Genomic DNA, 15,254 nt, shown 5'->3' with positions numbered 1-15,254 from the left:
TGGTCAGGAGGGCAGCTGGGTCCAGGATCCTGCCGGATGCTCGGCCTTCGGGATCCACAGCGACGGCTGGAGTTCCCCCAGCGCGCAGCCCTCATCCCAGGGGAACCGATTCTGCCCGTCAGGCCAGAACATCTGCAGGAACGGCAGCGGAGGGTATTGGTAGAACTGCAGCGCCGTGCCGAACAGGGTCGAGTGCCAGCTGGCGTCGACCATCTTGAGCGTTACCAGGCGCTCTTCCAGCACGTCGTCCCGTCGCTGGTCGGCGCGAGCCGAATGACCAGCGGCGATCCCGGCTCCCAGGGTGTTCAGACAGCTTCGCAGGAGCTCGACGTCCAGCCCGAACATGGCGATCTCGGGGGAGTCGAAGCTGTGTCGCAGGCCGACGGTGAACGCCCATCCCGGCCCCGTTTCGTCCTCCGGGATCATGACGACGCTCCAGCCATACTCGTTGATGTGCTCGATCGTTCGGCGGTCACCACTGTCGAGTTCGAAACAGATCACACACTGGCAGGAGTCGGGCATGTGGCTGAGCCTAGGGCAGCTCCTCTTGAACGAGAGCGGGGGTCGGCGACGGCAGAGCTGATCACGCTCACGCTGCTGCTGTTCGTGCTGGCGCTGTTCGCTGTCGCGGCGGGCCGGCTGGTGACCGCGCGGCTGGAGGTCAACAACGCCGCGCACCAGGCCGCGCGGGCCGCGTCGGTCGCGCGCACCCCGGCCGCTGCTGGTGCCGCCGCCCGCTCAGCCGCTGATGGAGCGCTGGCCGCCAAACGGGTTATATGTGCAAGCCGGCAGGTGAACGTCGGGCTCAGCTCATTCCGGCCTGGCGGGAGCGTCACGGTGACGGTCACCTGCCAGGTGAAGCTGTCGGATGTCGCACTCGTCCACATCCCAGGCAATACGGCGCTGAGCTCATCATTCGTGGCGCCGATCGACTACTGGAGGTCGCGGTGACCGGGTTCGTGGTGGCCATCGTGGGAGCGCTGTTCCTGCTCGCCGGGCTGGTGGTGGACGGCGGGCTGGCGCTGGGCGCGCGGGTACGGGCGGTCAACGAGGCGCAGGAAGCTGCGAGAGCCGGAGCACAGCAACTGGACCTGGCGGCCTACCGGCGGGACGCCGAGGTGCGGCTGGATCCAGGGCGGGCGCGGGCTGCCGCGCTGGCATACATCGCGGCCACGTCGGACACAGCGATGGTCACGGTGTCCGGGGACCGGGTCACCGTCGCAGTCCACGCCGTCCAGCCCACGCAGATCCTCGGGCTGGCAGGACTCGGGTCGATCCGGGTGTCCGGGGAGGCCGCAGCCGTAGCACAGCGCGGTGTCACGGAGGTGATCAGGTGAAGATCCTCATCATCCTCGGCCGTGGAGCTCGCCTCCTGTTGGCTGGCGTCGTGCTCATCGGGATCGAGGGCGGCGTGCCGTACATGCTGGTGCGGTTCGCGGGCCTCCCCATCCCGCGCGGCGTGCCTTCCTGGACTGCGATAGAGCGGCTGTTGCTGAACCCGATACCTGACCAGCTCCTGCTCAGCGTGCTCGCCGTCCCACTCTGGCTGCTGTGGGCCGCCTTCTCCGTGGCGCTCATCGTTGAGATCACCGCGCTGGCGCGGGGTGTGGAGCTTCACGTTCCGCTGCTTGGGCCGCTTCAGGCCATGGCCGCCGGACTGCTGGGCTCGATGGCGATAGCCGTTCTACTGATCGACCTGCGCGCTGCGAGCACGCCGATACAGCCAGCTGCGGTACCCGTGGCTGCCACGCAGGTCGTGGAAGTTGACGCTGCTGTCGACGGTGCTCCGCATAAGCCTCGCGAACCAGTTCACGTGGTCAAGCCCAGGGACAGTCTGTGGAAGATCGCCGGTCACCGGCTCGGCAGCGGGCTGAAGTGGCGCACGATCTGGAAGCTCAACGGCGACCGGCGCCAGGTCGACGGCCAGATGTTTACCGATCCGGACGTCATCCAGCCCGGCTGGCGTCTCCGTCTGCCCGATGCGCATCGGTCCCAGCCATCTGTTCAGGTCGAGAAGCCTCCTGCCCATGAACCGTCGCCGCCCGCTCAAGCCCGTGCGAAGCCGACGGAGCAGGCACCGTCCGCCACTCCGGTGATCGTCACCATCGACGTACCGTCCGGTGGGATTGTGGCGCTGTCCGCGGTCGCAGGCATGTGCGCCGCTCAGGTGCTCGCGCGGTTCCACCGGCGACGCCGCCGAGTACTGCCGTCCGCCGCAGAAGGGGTCACGATCACTCCGGAGCCCGACATACCGCCGGTGATCGAAGCTTCTCGCCGTGCCTACAATCAGTTGTTTCGCGAACAGGACCAGGCGCCGCCATCGGAAGCTGAACTGGTCCGCGCCGCGTCCACTATCGAGGTGCCTGATGACATCGTCATCGGTGTCCACGAGGACGGCTCTCCGGTCCGACTGAGTCTGTCGGGGATGAGCCTCGGACTCGCCGGACCAGGAGCGCTCGATGTGGTCCGAGGGATCCTGGTGGACCTGCTGCATCAGGCGGGCGACTTCCGCGTTGAGGTCCTCACCTGTGCGGCGGACGCGGCTCGGCTTCTCGGTGTTGAGGAATGCCACGCCCTGGCGCGAGGCGTACCCGGGCTGACCGTGCTGGAATCGATGGGGGCAGCGCTCGATCGATTCGAGGAGATCCGCTTTACACGACGGCGAATGCTGGCCGAACGAGAAGCAGGTCACGTCGAAGAACTCCGGCAGCGCGATCCTGGGGAGGCGCTGCCCGTCGTGATCCTCGTTGTGACGCCGGAGGATGAGGTCGACACCCGTCTGGGTACTCTGTTGGAGCCCAGATGCGGCATGGGCGCCCTTCTGTTGGGCGACTGGCCTGCGGCCACCTGCCAGGTGGCCGCTGATCACTCGGTGTCAGCTGCACATGGCCAGGATGGGAGACCCCTGACCGGCGCGAACCTCGTACACCTTCCGGCGGGAGATCTCGTCGATGCACTGCGCGTACTCGGCGAGGCCCAACCTGATGCGTATGAGCAGGATGCGGCTGTCCCACCGGTAGGCACAGTCGCTGAGTGGGAGCATCCGACGCCCGTATGGGTGCAGGTCATGGGGCGACCAGCTGTCCTGGTGAAGGATCACGAGCAGCCGCTGCGCATTCGCGGTCTCAAGCTCTCCTTGCTCGTCTACCTCGCGTTGCACCCGAGAGGGGCGACGAAGGAGGCGATCAGTGAGGCGCTGTGGCCTGGCAAGCCGCCCGGTCACGAGTTTCACAGCCTGCTCCGGCATCTGCGCGACGCACTGGAGACGGCCACCGGTCTGACCGGCGAGTCGTTCGTCGTGGCCATGGACAACGAGACCTACCGCGTCGACGCCGAACGGATCGGCTTCGACCTGTGGGAGTTCCAGCGAGAGGTCAAGGCTGTGCGGGTCGCCGCCGACACGGCATCCCGGCTCGCAGTGCTTGACCGCGCCGCAAGGCTGTGCGTCGGGGAGCTCGGCAGCGGCCTGAGTGAGGAATGGATTCTGGAGGAGCGCTACCCGCTCACCCTGGCCCAGGTCGACGTCCTCACCCAGCTCGCGGAGCTGTGCGACGACCACGAGCGCAACCTGGAGCTGCTCGATCAGGCGCGCCGTCTTGACCCGGACACCGAAGAGATCTGGTGCCGGATCATGCGACTCCACCAGCGGCTCGGCTACTTTGAGCAGGCCAGGCTCACCGGCCAACTGCTCCTAGCGCACCTACGGACCCTGCATACCGAACCTACGCCTGCTACGGCGGAAGTGCTCGCCGCGGTCCTGGGACGCCGGGCGCGCTAGGTTGCCGCAGCGGTGGAAGGGAATTCCCTCAGAGCCTCGACAAAGACCAACCGCCTCAGGCGCTGTTCCGAGCAATGTGAGGCTGATGTTGGTGCGCACACATGAATTCGCCGGCAGCGGGTTTCAAGCCTCGAGTAGGGTCTCAGCCTTCGTAAGGATGACGCCTACCTCATGCCAGTACTCATTCAACGCAGGGAGAACTTGCTTCCCATCGAGATCCCCGCCGATGAACTGCCATTCAATTGAAACGTCAATGTGAACTTGATTGGCAGTAAGTTTCTCGACGGTCATAGCAGCCGGCTTAGGATTAGGAGATGTCATCTCGACCCTGACTCTTGGCTTCGTCCGCGACTCAACCCGCTTCAGTTCGGCGTTGCGCAGATCCTGGATCGCCTTCTGCATCCTACGGTCAGCTGTATGCCACCAACTGGCGAACTGGCTCGTCCTACATCCTTTGCTCTCGTCGTCGATACAGCGCGTCACTCCGGCGAGCAAGTCCAGGACATAGGGCAAAAGGTCCCGGAAAGCGACCTCGTTCTCTACACGACCACTCAGGTCGTCCAGCATGCGCCGAGCACGCGAGAGTGTCTGTCGAGCTAGCAACAGATCCATTTCTGTAGGTTAGCGCGGAGAAGCATTCTGCCTCCAGCGGCCCGGAAGCCTTAAGGGCGGCTACTTGGATCGCGTCCCAGGTGCGAGTGCGAGTACTACCTCTTCATCGAGGTGGCGCTCAAATCCAGGTGTAGTTGTCGTCGGTGACGGCAGGCAGAGCGGCGTCGGTCAGCGTGGCATGTGGAGAGGACAGTGCGGCGAGGGCAGCCCCGATCGGAGGGAAGATAGGCAGGTCGGCGGTTTTGCGGTAGTCGATCCATTCGACGATGCCCACCTCGCGACCGCCATCGGGCAACTCGTCGTACTCCTCGGCTGCCATCCGGTCACGGACCTCCGGGGAGACGTGCAGCCGGTAGATCAGATGCAGTTTGCGCGGCGGCGCGGTGGGCCCGGGGCGGGTGACCATCTGGTCGGCCACCCACAGCAGTTGAGGCGGCGTGGCCTGGTCGATGTTGAGGGCGAGTTCCTCGGCCAACTCGCGGCCGAGCGCCGCCAGGAGGTCCTCGCCGGGTTCGACGTTGCCGCCGGGTGGGGTGTAGTGGACGGAGTTGGCGCGGTCGCGGTGGATGAGGGCGACGTCGTCGCCGCAGAACACGAGCGCACCGGTGCGGATCTTGATCCGAGTGAACGCCGCGTGTCCGGCGGGATTGGGTGTCATGGCCGTCAGTATCGCGGCCTGAAGGCCGGCACCGGGAGGGAATCGGCGAGACGCGCCCGGGCACCGGTGCCGACCTCTGCTCTCGCTGTCAGCCGACGTCGGCCAATCCGGGTAGGGCGAACGCCTGACTTCGGGAGGGTCAGACGGCTACAAGCGCCTCGTGGAAGGCCCGGGCGTCGCTGTCGTCAGGCCACCGCTCAAGCAGCTCGTCGTCGAGGGTGCGCAGCTCTCGCCGGATGCGTGCCGAGCTGGTCTGCCGCGCGACACCGAGCGCCTGGAGCCCGAGGTGCGCCGCCCGGGCCGGGTCCCGCTCGGCCTGGACCACCGCCACAGCCAGCTTGGCGGTCAGGTGGCCACGATCACGCACGAGGGTGGCGGGCAGCTTGCCGATCTGCTCCTGCAGGATGCGCACCGCTGTATCGGCGCGGCCCGCGGCCCGGTAGCAGACCGCTGACTGCTCCTGCAGGGTGTCGGAGTCGTAGTAGTGGAGGTAGACCGGCACGTTTGAGTGGGTGACGTGGGGGTGGTCGCGCAACGCCTCGGCCGCCTGGTCGAGCAGGTCGAACGCCTGGCTGTGCTCGCCGAGCATGGCAAGGCCGCGAGCCTGCTGCTGGGCGGCCAGCGCGGACAGTTTCGGCTCCAGCTCGGCGGGGCGGCGGCGCGCGGCCGCGGCGAGCTGGACGACGGCGGCGTAGTCGTCGGTCAGGCATGCGATGTTCGACTGCCGCACCAGCATGTAGGCGGCCATCTGGGTGTCGCCGGCGCAATGCGCCCACTCGGCTGCCCGCCTCGTCCAGTCCATCGCCTCGGTGAGCTCGCCCAGGTCCTGGTGCAGCCATCCGGCCATCTCGGCGTACTGGGACAGCACCTGCAGCAGCGGGTCGGCGTGCGCCGCGCCTGCGCCGCGGCGTAGCTCGTCGAGCACCTCGATCTGCGCCAGCACCGGCCGTAGCAGGCTTCGGGGGCCGAGCATCTTGTCGGCCGTGTAGTGCTCGTTCAACACCCGGTGGAAGTAGTCGATGACCTCGCCGTCGACCCGGGCGGGCTGGTCGAGGGCGCGCGCGACCCGTTGCGCCTGGTCGGGGTCGCCGAGCGCGGGCAGGATCGAGGAGAGTGCTCCGCTGGCGATCAGTTGGGCGAACTGGCGGCGCGAGATCGTCACTTTCACCATCCTGCCATCCGGGGTCTGCATGTCCAGGATGACGGGTTCGCCCTCATGGATGCCAGCGACGCCGGACATGAGGGGCGCGGCTGGCCCGTCGCCCTGGCGCAGCGCGGTCAGCAGCCCGTTGGCGCCGAGCACGGTGTCCATGGCCTGGACGCGGTCGAGCGGCGCCAGCCAGTTGCCTTGCTCAGCGCGCTGGATGCGGGTGTGGTCGTAGTACGTCAGCGCGGCCAGCTCGCGCAGCGACATGCCGGCCTGCTGGCGCAGCTGCCGCAGGACCGGCCCGAACGCGTACGCAGCGATGCTTTCGTGCTGGTCCATCACCAAGCCTCCTTGTGCGCTGCGGTGTTGCTTTTTCGAGCAACGCCGGCCCTCTGGGCGGCCCGGCCCACTCCGGGTGACGATCCGTGCGGGCGGATGGTCGGAGCGTAAACCGCACGGTCAGGATGTGCACCCCGATCTCCAGGACCATCACCGCCGCGGCACACCCCTGATAGTCACGAGCTTGGAGAGCGAGTGGATGAGATCGAGATCGTTGGCGTTCGACCGCGCTGTGTCATCGAGCGCGCCGCGACCGGCTGCTCCCGCAGGAGCGTGCCCTCATGACGGTGACCACCGCCCGGACACCGGTCCGGCCGGCATCGGGCGCAGAAGCGTTCTTCGCTGACCTGGCCGAGGACATGCCGCGCACCGGCGCCACATCGTTGGCCATCACGCACCTGCTTCCCGGCCAGATGGAGTTCCTCACCGCGCTGGACCACGTCGCTCAGGTCTCGGCCGTTCTGCCCAAACCGACGTCCGTTGACCGGCGCACGCGCGACCAGATCGCAGCGTCCTACCGCTGCGACCCGCTGGACCGGGCCCGGTTCGCCGACCCTGGGTGGTTGGCCACCTACCTGAAGGAACGGGCATTCGGCCGGCGCCTGGTCCTGGCCGACATCGGCGGGTACTTCGCTCCCGCCTTGGCCGAGGTGTGCGCGGCCCTGCCCGGCGTGATCGCCGGAGTGGTCGAGGACACCGAGAACGGTCTGCGCCGCTACCTGGAGCTGGACGCCCTGCCATGCCCGCTCTACAGCGTCGCCCGCAGCCCCCTGAAAGAGCCCGAAGACCGGCTCGTAGGCGGAGCGATCGTGTTCTCCATCGAATCGCTCCTGCGCCGGCTCGGGGAGGTGCTGGTTGGGCGTCAGGCGTGCGTGCTCGGCTTCGGGAAGATCGGCACCGGGATAGCGGCGGCGCTGCACGCGCGGCACGTCACCGTGACGGTGCTCGACACTGACCCGGTACGGCAGGCCCAGGCCATCTCTATGGGGTACGCCACGGCGAGCTTGCCTGAGGCGATGCGGCGCGCCGATCTGGTGGTCAGCGCCACCGGGAGCCGCGCCATCGGCATGCAGCAGCTGGGGCTGCTGCGCGACGGCGCGATTCTGGCCGGCGCGACGTCCCGCGACGACGAGTTCGACCTGGCGGACTTGAACGACCCGTCGGCGGGGTTCGCCCGCGACGAGCTCCTCCCTGGCGTGTCACGCCACAACCGCGACGGCAGGTCGTTCCTGCTGCTCGGCAACGGCAACGCCGTGAACTTCCTGCACACCTCGGCGCTCGGCCCGGCCGTCCACCTGATCAAGGCGGAGATCATCGCCGCGGCGGCGCTCCTGGCGGACGAGCCGCACGAGCCGGGCCTGTACGAGGTGCCGGCGGCGGCCCGCGGGCGGATCGCCGCCCGGTGGATCGACGCCTTCCACACCCACCGTCCCCTGACATCGTGAAGGAGCACCTGATGGGCAGCCCTTGCCCTGACCGTCCCGGCCTCGCGCCGGTCTCTGCTGCCCAGTTCTTCACCGGGCAGCGCGTCGTTGTCACCGGCGCGGCCGGGTTCATCGGCTCACACATGTGCGAGCGGCTGATCCAGTTCGGGGCCAACGTCGTCGGCGTCGACAACCTCGTCACCGGCAGCCTGGACAACCTGGCCGGGCTGAGCAGGGAAGCGGCGTTCGAGCTGATCATGGCAGACGTGACTGTGCCGTTCTCCGTCACGGGGCCGGTTCACACCGTGCTGCACCTTGCCTCGCCCGCCTCGCCCCGCGACTACCTGCGGCTTCCGGTGGAAACCCTCATGACCGGGGCGATGGGCACGCTGCATGCCCTGCAGCTCGCCCAAGCCAGAAACGCCCGTTTTCTGCTGGCGTCGACGTCGGAGGTGTACGGCGACCCGCTGGTGCACCCCCAGCATGAGCAGTACTGGGGCAACGTCAACTCGGTCGGCCCGCGCAGCGTGTACGACGAGGCGAAACGGTACGCCGAGGCGTTGACCGCGTCGTTCCGCAGGGACGGCGGCACCGACACGGCGATAGCACGGATCTTCAACACCTACGGGCCGAGGATGCGGCCCGGCGACGGCCGCGCCGTGCCTGCCTTCATCGGCCAGGCCCTCGCTGGTGAGCTGCTGACCGTCGCCGGCGACGGCAGCCAGACCCGGTCGCTGTGCTACGTCTCCGACACCGTCGAAGGGCTGCTCGCCCTGGCCGCCAGCGCCCACGCCGGCCCCGTCAACATCGGCAACCCGCAGGAGATCAGCATGCTGGAGCTGGCCCGCCTCGTCCGGGAACGGTGCGCCGCCGCGTCGCCGATCACTTTCGTGGAGCTGCCCGTCGACGACCCTCAGCGCCGCTGCCCCGACATCAGCCTGGCGCGGCGGCTACTCGGCTGGCAGCCCCACGTCGACCTGGCCGACGGGCTGGCCGCCACCGTCTACGCCGCCGCCACCGCCGCGAGCGGTACGCCTGGAGCCCTCCTGCGGGCCGGCGCCGCGCGCGCCGCCACCGGGGTCCGGTCATGACGGGCGGCCAGCTGCCGCCGATCGTGTGCGGCGTCGACGAACGCTACGCGCGGCCGCTGTGCGTGCTGATGGAGTCGCTGGCCGCCGCCCACGGCCCGGACGCCGGCCTGCGACTGATCGTGCTCCACCACGATCTCGGCGAGCAGGCCTCCCTCGCCATCGACCGGAACGCCGCCCGCCTGGGCTTGGCTGCCGAGCTGCGGCAGGTGAGGCAGGCGGCGGGCGGCTACCCCGTGTCGGGCTGGGTCAGCGACGCCGTCTACCTGCGGCTGGCCATCGGCGACGTCATCGACGAACCGGTCGTGCTGTACCTCGACGCCGACACGCTCGTCATGCGCGACCTGCGCCCGCTGCTGCACCGCCAGCTCGGCGGCGCGGCCGTCGCCGCTGTCCGCGACCCGCAGAACCCCGTCATCGGCTCCGGCATCGCCCTGCCCGGCTGGCAGAGCCTGAACATCCCCGCCGGCCGCGAATACTTCAACAGCGGCGTGATGCTGCTGGACCTGGCCGAATGCCGGCGCCAGCGGGTCTTCGAGCGGTCACACCAGTTCCTGGTCGACCACCCCGACATGGTGACGCTGTGGGATCAGGACGCGCTGAACTGGGCGCTCGAGGACCAGTGGGTTCGGCTGGAACGCCGGTGGAACACCTTCGCCCTGTCGCCGCTGGTCGACCGGGGCGGCTACTACCACGCCGACGCTGAACCGTTCATGCCGCTCGCGCGGCTGCTGGCCGACGAGCCGTCGGCGGCGGTGCTGCACTTCGCCGGACCGGACAAGCCATGGAACGTCACCTACCACGAGGGACCACTGCGCGACATCTACCTGCGGCTCCTCGCCAGGGTGAACGCCGAGGCCGCCGATGAAGGGTGACCGGACGCGGTGGGCGCTCGGATGCCTGGCGGTGGCGGCCGCCGCCCGCCACGCCGTCGGCCTGCGGCAGATGCGCGCCACCCTGTCGTGGCTGGCGCAGCCGCCGCCCACGACGACGACGGCGGCAGCCGTCCCCGTGCACATCGTCGTCCCGGTGCTGCGCGAGCAGCAGCATGTGCCCTCCGCGATGGACTGGTTCGCCGCGCTGCTGCACGAGCTGCCCGGCTCGACGCTCACCGTGGTCACCACCGCGCGGGAGGAACGCGAACGCCAGCACCTGGCCGGCCTGATCGCCGAGCGCGGGAACCGGCCGATCACGGGGCGCCGCTTCCCGCAGCTGACCGCCGCGGAAATCGACGCGCTGACCGCCGAGCAGGCCGCCTCGGGCCGGTTGACCCGGCACACGGCCGCGCGCGTCCTCGCCCGGTTCCCGCTCACCAGCGACGTGCTCGCCTGCGAACTCGAGCGGCACCGCGGCCTGCCGATCCGGCACGTCCACTACTCGGGCGGCGGCCGCAAGGCCGGACAGGTCAACTACGCGGTGGCCCGGCTGGGCGCCGACGCCGGCAGCTACGTGGCGGTGTACGACGTCGACTCGCGGCCCACTCCGGCGGTGATGGCCGCCACGCTGGCGTTCATTCAGCTGGGGCAGGCCGCCGACGGGGAGCTGCCCGAGGTGCTGCAGCAGCCTGCCTGGCACGCCCGCCGCGCCGCCCGCGGCAGGGCGTGGGAGCGGACGCTGTGCCAGGGCGCGGCCGACCTGCAGACGCTGTGGACGCTACGGCGAGAGATCCCCTACGCGCGCCGCTACGGCAAGCTCATCGGCCGCGGCCGGCAGCTGTGGTGGGGCGTGGCCCGGGCGGGAGTGTCGCAGCCGGTGGGGCACGGACTGTTCGTCCGAGGCGACGTGTTCGACCGCGTCGGCGGGCTGCCGGAGTTCACCCTCCTGGACGACGTGCCTTTCGGTTACCAGCTGACGATGCATCGCGTCCCCGTCGTGCCGGTGCCGGTCATGACGGTGGCCGACGCCCCCGAACAGGCGGGTGAGGCGCTCGCGCAGGGCCACCGCTGGTTCCGCAGCTACCTCGACTATCCGGCGGTTGCCCGGCATGCCAGCGCCGCCGGAGCGGGCACCGCCGGCGCCCACGCGGCGGCGCTGGCCGTGTGCCTGTACCGGGGTGTGGCGTGGCTGTCGGCGAGCCCGTGCACGGCGGCGTGCCTGCTGGTGGCGGTCAGCCGCCGCCACCGGTGGCCGGTCCGCGTCGCAGCGGTCGCCGCCCTGGCGTGGGGCGTGGTGGCGCCGGTCGTGCTGCTCGGCCACGCCGAGGGGCACACCACGACGGCGCGGGGCGTGGCACGTAGGGCCGTCGGCCTGCTGGCCGCCTACCTGCTGCGCAGCGTCGGCCCGTGGCAGGCCGTCGCTCACGCCGCCACTTGCAGCCAAGCCAGCCCATTGTCTCCGAAAGCCAACCGTGCGGCGGGTGCCGCAGCAGAAAGGACCCCCACATGATCATCGGTTTTGAGGGTGTGAGCTGCACCGGCAAAACCAGCCTGGCCGCGGCTGTCGCCGCTCGCCTGGGAGGCGTGCCTGTCGTGCCGTGCTACTACCACGCCGCGCCGGACCCTTCCCTGCTGTCGCACCCTAAGCCTCGTACCGAGCAGGACCACCTCGACGTGCTGGCGGTCCATCTGGACGTCGAAGCGTTGCGGTGCGAACAGGCCGATGCGGCTGCCGCGCGCGGCGACGTGATTCTCGACCGGACGGCCGACACCCCGTTGGCGCACCTGCGCGCCATCGGCCGGATGCGCGGCCTCAACGCCGACCAGGCGGGCCGCACCATGGTGGAGGAGCAGCGCCGGCGGGGCCGGGTCGCCGTACCGGACGTGACGTTCTACCTGCACGCCGATCACGCTGTGCTCGCCGCGCGCGCCGCGACTCGCACCAACATGCCGACGCTCTACTACGACCGCGACTTCACCCGCCACTTCGCCGCGCATTTCACTGACGCCCCGGTCACCCCGCTGTGTATCCGGGTGAGCGCGGCCGCGCCGATCCCACAGGTCGCCGACACGGTGATGCGCCACCTCGCCCAGGTGCGGCCCACCACCACGGCGGCGGTCAGGGGGCGGCGGTGAGGGCCGCCATCGTCGGCTGCGGAGCCATCGCCTCCCGGTGGGTGCGCGTCCTGGCCGCGGACCCGCGCGTCACGATCGTCGCCGTCGCGGACCCGGACCCGGCCGCCGCCGACCGGCTCACCGCGAGGTACAGCCTGGGTGTCGCCCACGCCAGCAGCCTTCTGCAGGTGCTGGCCGCCCACCCCGTCGACCTGGTGGTCAACCTCACCCCGCCCGACGCGCACGCCGAGACGACGATGCTCGCCCTCGACGCGGGACTGCACGTGCTAACCGAGAAACCCCTGGCCACCAGCCTCGCCGACGCCGCCGAGCTGGTACGCGCGGCCCGGCAGGCCGGGCGCGTCCTGGCGGTGATGAGCAACCGCGGGTCCGACCCGCGTTTCCTCGCCTTCACCGACGCGGTCCAGGCCGGCAGCAGCCCGCCATACGCCGTGACGGCAGAGGTGTTCGTCGCCTTGCCGACGCCTGGCTTCCGCGCCCTGCAGGAGTGGCCCGCCACCGTGGACCTCGCCGTCCACGCCTTCGACCAGATCAGGAACTTGATCGGCGCGGCGCCGGCCCGCGTCAGCTGTGTGGAGGAGCCGCTGCCGTTCCTTGGCGGCCACTGCGCCGTCACCGCCATCACCGTCAGCTTCACCGACGGCTCCACCTTCACTTACCGAGGCGGGTACACCGGTCCCGGCCTGCGCACCCCAGCGACCGGCGTGTGGCGGGGTGGACGCCCACGGGTTCGCCGCCCGCTGGGACGGCGCCGCCATCCTGGAAACCGCCGGCCGCGACGACGCCTTCCACACAACGACGCTGCCCGAAAGCATCCCGGGATACCAGCTGTGCATCGCCGACATGCTGAATGCCGTACACGGGGGCGCGGCCGTGGACGGCAGCGGGAGTCTCGGGTCCATCGCCCTGCTGGACGCCGCCCTCGCCTCGGCCAACGACCAGGGACGGGCCGTGCCCGTCCCGCGGGTGCCGGAGTTCAGGCATGCAGCACCCTGACCCGCCCCCGCCCACCGGACAGATTATCGGCGAGCTGGTCGGCGCCGGGATACACCTGTCGGACGACGGCCTCATCCAGCACGTCGGCGGCACTAACAATCACGTGTTCACCGCCAGCCACGCCGACGGCCGCCCCCTGGTGGTGAAAGCCGCACGGCACACCCGGACCCGGTACGGCACCGCAGTGTGGGCGGCTGCGGCGATGACCGCCACCGGCGTTCCCACTCCCACCGTCCTGTGGCACAACGACCGGATCTGCGTCGAGACCCGCTGCGCCGGCCAGGCGCTGGCCGCCGAACCCATCCACCAGCGACCGGGCACAGCGCGCCCTCCCGGCGACGCCGAGCTGGTCGGCGCCGTCGATGCCGGCCGGATCCTGAGGCTCCTGCACACCGTGCCTGCCGCCGGGTTCGGCCAGCTTGACCCGTCCGGGCGCGGCCGGTACCGCTCGCTGCGCGAGTGGCTGCTGTCCCCGCCGCCGCTCACCGGGTCGGCAGCGGATGCCCCCGACCCGGCGCCGCTCCTAGCCGCCGTCCATGCCACGCTGCGCCGCCACCTGCCTGTGCTCGGCGACGTGGCGCCTCGGCTGCTGCATGGCGACTGCGGCGGCCGCCACCTCATCGCCGACGGCGGGCGCGTCACCGGCGTCGTCGACCTCGAATCCGTCCGGGGCGGTGACCCGCTCACCGACGTCGCCGCCTGGAGCCTCACCGAGCACCCCGACCTCACCACCGCCATGCTCGGCGGCTACTTCCCGCACCGGCCAGACCCCGTCACCGTGTGGGCGCTGGCCCTCTACCGGCTCCGGATCGCCGCTGCCCTGCTCACCTTCCATCTGCGATCCGGCTATCCCGCCGCTGCCCGGCTCCGCGCCGCACAGATCCGCGCAGACCTGCTGGACATCGCCGCCGACCGGCCGCGCCTTGCGCCGCTCGTCACCGCCGCCTCAGCCCTCGAGGAGCTGCCATGACCTGTCCTGCCGTGCCGACCGGCGGAACCCCCGTGGTGACGCTGCCATTCCCCCGCCGCCCCAAGTACGGCGCCGGCGAGCGCGACGCCATTCTCGCGCTCATGAACGGCGGCCGCCTGTCGGAAACCTGGCGAGGCCCAGCGACTGCCGCGCTCGAAGACGACGTGGCCCGCCTCGTCAGCACCCGGTACGCGTTGTCGTTCAACTCGGGCACCGCCTCGCTGCACGCGGCGCTGCACGCCGTCGGAGTCGACCCGGACGCGGGCGTCGTCATGTCGCCGATGACGTGGATGTCCGCCATCACCGTCGCCTTCCACGCCGGCAGCTTCCCGGTGTTCGGCGACATCGAACCCGCCTCTACCCATCTGGCCGCCGCCGCTCTGGCCGCCGCAGCGCCGCGCTGCTCAGCGGCGATGGTCACCCATGCGTGGGGCATCCCGGCCCCGATGGACGCGCTGGTCGGCGCCGCTGACCTGCCGGTCGTGGAGGACTGCTCCCACGCCCACGGCGCGCTCTACCGATCCCGGCCTGTCGGGTCGTGGGGCGCGGCCGGCTGTTTCAGCTTCCAGGAGGCGAAAGCCGTCTCCGGCGGCGAAGGAGGGGTGATGACGACCTCCGACCGCGGCGTGTACGAGCGGGCGCTGACCGTCGGCCACCACCCCCACCGGCTGGCCGCCGAGCTGACACACACGGACCTGCTGCCGCTCGCCGACGCCGGAGCGCTGTACAAGTTCCGGATGCCGCCGCTGTCGGCGGTCATTGCCCGCCACCAGCTGACGAGCCTGCCGGAGCGCATGGCGGCCGCCGAGGAGAACCTGTCCACCCTGCTGCAGCTGATCGTAGGCCAGGATCTGCCGGTCACCGCGCCAGCACTCGAACCGGGGTCGGTGCGCGGCTGGTACGGAACCCCGCTAATCGTCACCGAACCTGTCGCGGACCCTGAAGCGCTGCACGCCGCGTGCTCCGCCCGAGGGGTTCCGGTGCGGCCGCCGTACCCCGACTGGCTGACCACCCCGCTGCTGCAACAGCCGAACCTGCTGGCACGCTACTGGCCACACCTGCGCGGCCAGTACCGGCCGCCACGACGCGAGGACTTCCCGAACTACTACGAGGCACGCCGACAGATGCTCGTGATCAAAGTCCCCGACGTGCCCGCGGACGACTACATGGAGCAGGTCGGCGCCGCTCTGGCCGCTGCGCTCGCCTGCACCATGCCTGCTGCCTGACCGCG

At 70.3% G+C, this 15,254-nt stretch carries 15 protein-coding genes and 1 pseudogene; 12 read left to right on the top strand and 4 right to left on the bottom strand.

Features of this window, described 5'->3' with window-relative positions:
- Positions 1-3: 3 nt before the first annotated feature.
- Positions 4-522: a DUF4262 domain-containing protein gene (locus AB0B45_RS15415; protein WP_358130545.1), complete on the bottom strand. Its 519-nt coding sequence runs from the start codon at positions 520-522 to the stop codon at positions 4-6.
- Between AB0B45_RS15415 and AB0B45_RS15410 the strand changes: the two genes are divergently transcribed.
- Genes AB0B45_RS15410 through AB0B45_RS15400 form a run of 3 tightly spaced genes read left to right on the top strand, consistent with a single transcriptional unit; the run spans position 523 to position 3,778 of the window.
- Positions 523-951, top strand: a complete 429-nt coding sequence (locus tag AB0B45_RS15410) for a TadE/TadG family type IV pilus assembly protein (RefSeq protein ID WP_358130543.1) — start codon at positions 523-525, stop codon at positions 949-951.
- Positions 948-1,337, top strand: a complete 390-nt coding sequence (locus tag AB0B45_RS15405) for a pilus assembly protein TadG-related protein (protein ID WP_358130541.1) — start codon at positions 948-950, stop codon at positions 1,335-1,337. The genes AB0B45_RS15410 and AB0B45_RS15405 overlap by 4 nt, the downstream gene beginning before the upstream one ends.
- On the top strand, positions 1,334-3,778 hold the full coding sequence (locus AB0B45_RS15400; RefSeq protein WP_358130538.1) for a LysM peptidoglycan-binding domain-containing protein: 2,445 nt from the start codon (positions 1,334-1,336) through the stop codon (positions 3,776-3,778). The genes AB0B45_RS15405 and AB0B45_RS15400 overlap by 4 nt, the downstream gene beginning before the upstream one ends.
- Positions 3,779-3,901: 123 nt before the next feature.
- On the opposite strand, the gene AB0B45_RS15395 is transcribed toward AB0B45_RS15400, so the two are convergent.
- From AB0B45_RS15395 to AB0B45_RS15385, 3 genes are all read right to left on the bottom strand, one after another.
- On the bottom strand, positions 3,902-4,345 hold the full coding sequence (locus AB0B45_RS15395) for a hypothetical protein (protein ID WP_358130536.1): 444 nt from the start codon (positions 4,343-4,345) through the stop codon (positions 3,902-3,904).
- Positions 4,346-4,508: 163 nt separating this feature from the next.
- Positions 4,509-5,048 (bottom strand): NUDIX domain-containing protein, encoded by a 540-nt coding sequence (locus tag AB0B45_RS15390; protein ID WP_358130534.1) that lies wholly within the window; start codon positions 5,046-5,048, stop codon positions 4,509-4,511.
- A 139-nt stretch (positions 5,049-5,187) separates the two neighbouring features.
- Entirely contained in the window at positions 5,188-6,534 is a 1,347-nt protein-coding gene (locus tag AB0B45_RS15385) for a helix-turn-helix transcriptional regulator (protein WP_358130532.1), read from the bottom strand.
- 281 nt (positions 6,535-6,815) lie between these two features.
- Between AB0B45_RS15385 and AB0B45_RS15380 the strand changes: the two genes are divergently transcribed.
- The 9 genes and pseudogenes from AB0B45_RS15380 (at position 6,816) to AB0B45_RS15340 (ending at position 15,249) form a co-directional block, all read left to right on the top strand.
- Positions 6,816-7,979 carry an adenosylhomocysteinase gene (locus tag AB0B45_RS15380; protein ID WP_358130529.1) on the top strand — a complete coding sequence of 388 codons (1,164 nt, stop codon included), beginning with the start codon at positions 6,816-6,818 and terminating at the stop codon, positions 7,977-7,979.
- The gene (locus AB0B45_RS15375; RefSeq protein WP_358130527.1) at positions 7,976-9,049 is read left to right on the top strand and encodes an NAD-dependent epimerase/dehydratase family protein; all 1,074 of its coding nucleotides are present in this window, start codon (positions 7,976-7,978) and stop codon (positions 9,047-9,049) included. Before AB0B45_RS15380 ends, AB0B45_RS15375 begins: the two co-directional genes overlap by 4 nt.
- Positions 9,046-9,921 (top strand): glycosyltransferase family 8 protein, encoded by an 876-nt coding sequence (locus tag AB0B45_RS15370; protein WP_358130524.1) that lies wholly within the window; start codon positions 9,046-9,048, stop codon positions 9,919-9,921. The genes AB0B45_RS15375 and AB0B45_RS15370 overlap by 4 nt, the downstream gene beginning before the upstream one ends.
- Entirely contained in the window at positions 9,911-11,431 is a 1,521-nt protein-coding gene (locus tag AB0B45_RS15365) for a hypothetical protein (protein WP_358130522.1), read from the top strand. The genes AB0B45_RS15370 and AB0B45_RS15365 overlap by 11 nt, the downstream gene beginning before the upstream one ends.
- Complete coding sequence (locus AB0B45_RS15360; RefSeq protein WP_358130520.1) at positions 11,428-12,057, top strand: hypothetical protein; 630 nt, start codon at positions 11,428-11,430, stop codon at positions 12,055-12,057. Before AB0B45_RS15365 ends, AB0B45_RS15360 begins: the two co-directional genes overlap by 4 nt.
- A pseudogene (locus AB0B45_RS15355) lies at positions 11,946-12,350 on the top strand (Gfo/Idh/MocA family oxidoreductase); the annotation flags it as partial. The gene AB0B45_RS15360 and the pseudogene AB0B45_RS15355, both read left to right, overlap by 112 nt.
- 421 nt (positions 12,351-12,771) lie before the next feature.
- Complete coding sequence (locus AB0B45_RS15350; RefSeq protein ID WP_358131095.1) at positions 12,772-13,053, top strand: hypothetical protein; 282 nt, start codon at positions 12,772-12,774, stop codon at positions 13,051-13,053.
- Positions 13,040-14,023, top strand: a complete 984-nt coding sequence (locus tag AB0B45_RS15345) for a phosphotransferase (protein WP_358130517.1) — start codon at positions 13,040-13,042, stop codon at positions 14,021-14,023. The genes AB0B45_RS15350 and AB0B45_RS15345 overlap by 14 nt, the downstream gene beginning before the upstream one ends.
- The gene (locus AB0B45_RS15340) at positions 14,020-15,249 is read left to right on the top strand and encodes a DegT/DnrJ/EryC1/StrS family aminotransferase (RefSeq protein WP_358130515.1); all 1,230 of its coding nucleotides are present in this window, start codon (positions 14,020-14,022) and stop codon (positions 15,247-15,249) included. Before AB0B45_RS15345 ends, AB0B45_RS15340 begins: the two co-directional genes overlap by 4 nt.
- Positions 15,250-15,254 lie beyond the last annotated feature (5 nt).

This window comes from Nonomuraea sp. NPDC049152 (genome assembly GCF_040648355.1).
Lineage (GTDB): Bacteria > Actinomycetota > Actinomycetes > Streptosporangiales > Streptosporangiaceae > Nonomuraea.
This window is presented reverse-complemented; position numbering and strand designations above follow the sequence as displayed.

Bases quoted from the DNA above. Each gene is read 5' to 3' on its own strand.
- AB0B45_RS15380 (WP_358130529.1), top strand. From the start codon at position 6,816: ATGACGGTGACCACCGCCCGGACACCGGTCCGGCCGGCATCGGGCGCA.
- AB0B45_RS15345 (WP_358130517.1), top strand. From the start codon at position 13,040: ATGCAGCACCCTGACCCGCCCCCGCCCACCGGACAGATTATCGGCGAG.
- AB0B45_RS15395 (WP_358130536.1), bottom strand. From the start codon at position 4,345: ATGCTGGACGACCTGAGTGGTCGTGTAGAGAACGAGGTCGCTTTCCGG.
- AB0B45_RS15390 (WP_358130534.1), bottom strand. From the start codon at position 5,048: ATGACACCCAATCCCGCCGGACACGCGGCGTTCACTCGGATCAAGATC.
- AB0B45_RS15370 (WP_358130524.1), top strand. From the start codon at position 9,046: ATGACGGGCGGCCAGCTGCCGCCGATCGTGTGCGGCGTCGACGAACGC.
- AB0B45_RS15340 (WP_358130515.1), top strand. From the start codon at position 14,020: ATGACCTGTCCTGCCGTGCCGACCGGCGGAACCCCCGTGGTGACGCTG.
- AB0B45_RS15385 (WP_358130532.1), bottom strand. From the start codon at position 6,534: ATGGACCAGCACGAAAGCATCGCTGCGTACGCGTTCGGGCCGGTCCTG.
- AB0B45_RS15360 (WP_358130520.1), top strand. From the start codon at position 11,428: ATGATCATCGGTTTTGAGGGTGTGAGCTGCACCGGCAAAACCAGCCTG.
- AB0B45_RS15365 (WP_358130522.1), top strand. From the start codon at position 9,911: ATGAAGGGTGACCGGACGCGGTGGGCGCTCGGATGCCTGGCGGTGGCG.
- AB0B45_RS15415 (WP_358130545.1), bottom strand. From the start codon at position 522: ATGCCCGACTCCTGCCAGTGTGTGATCTGTTTCGAACTCGACAGTGGT.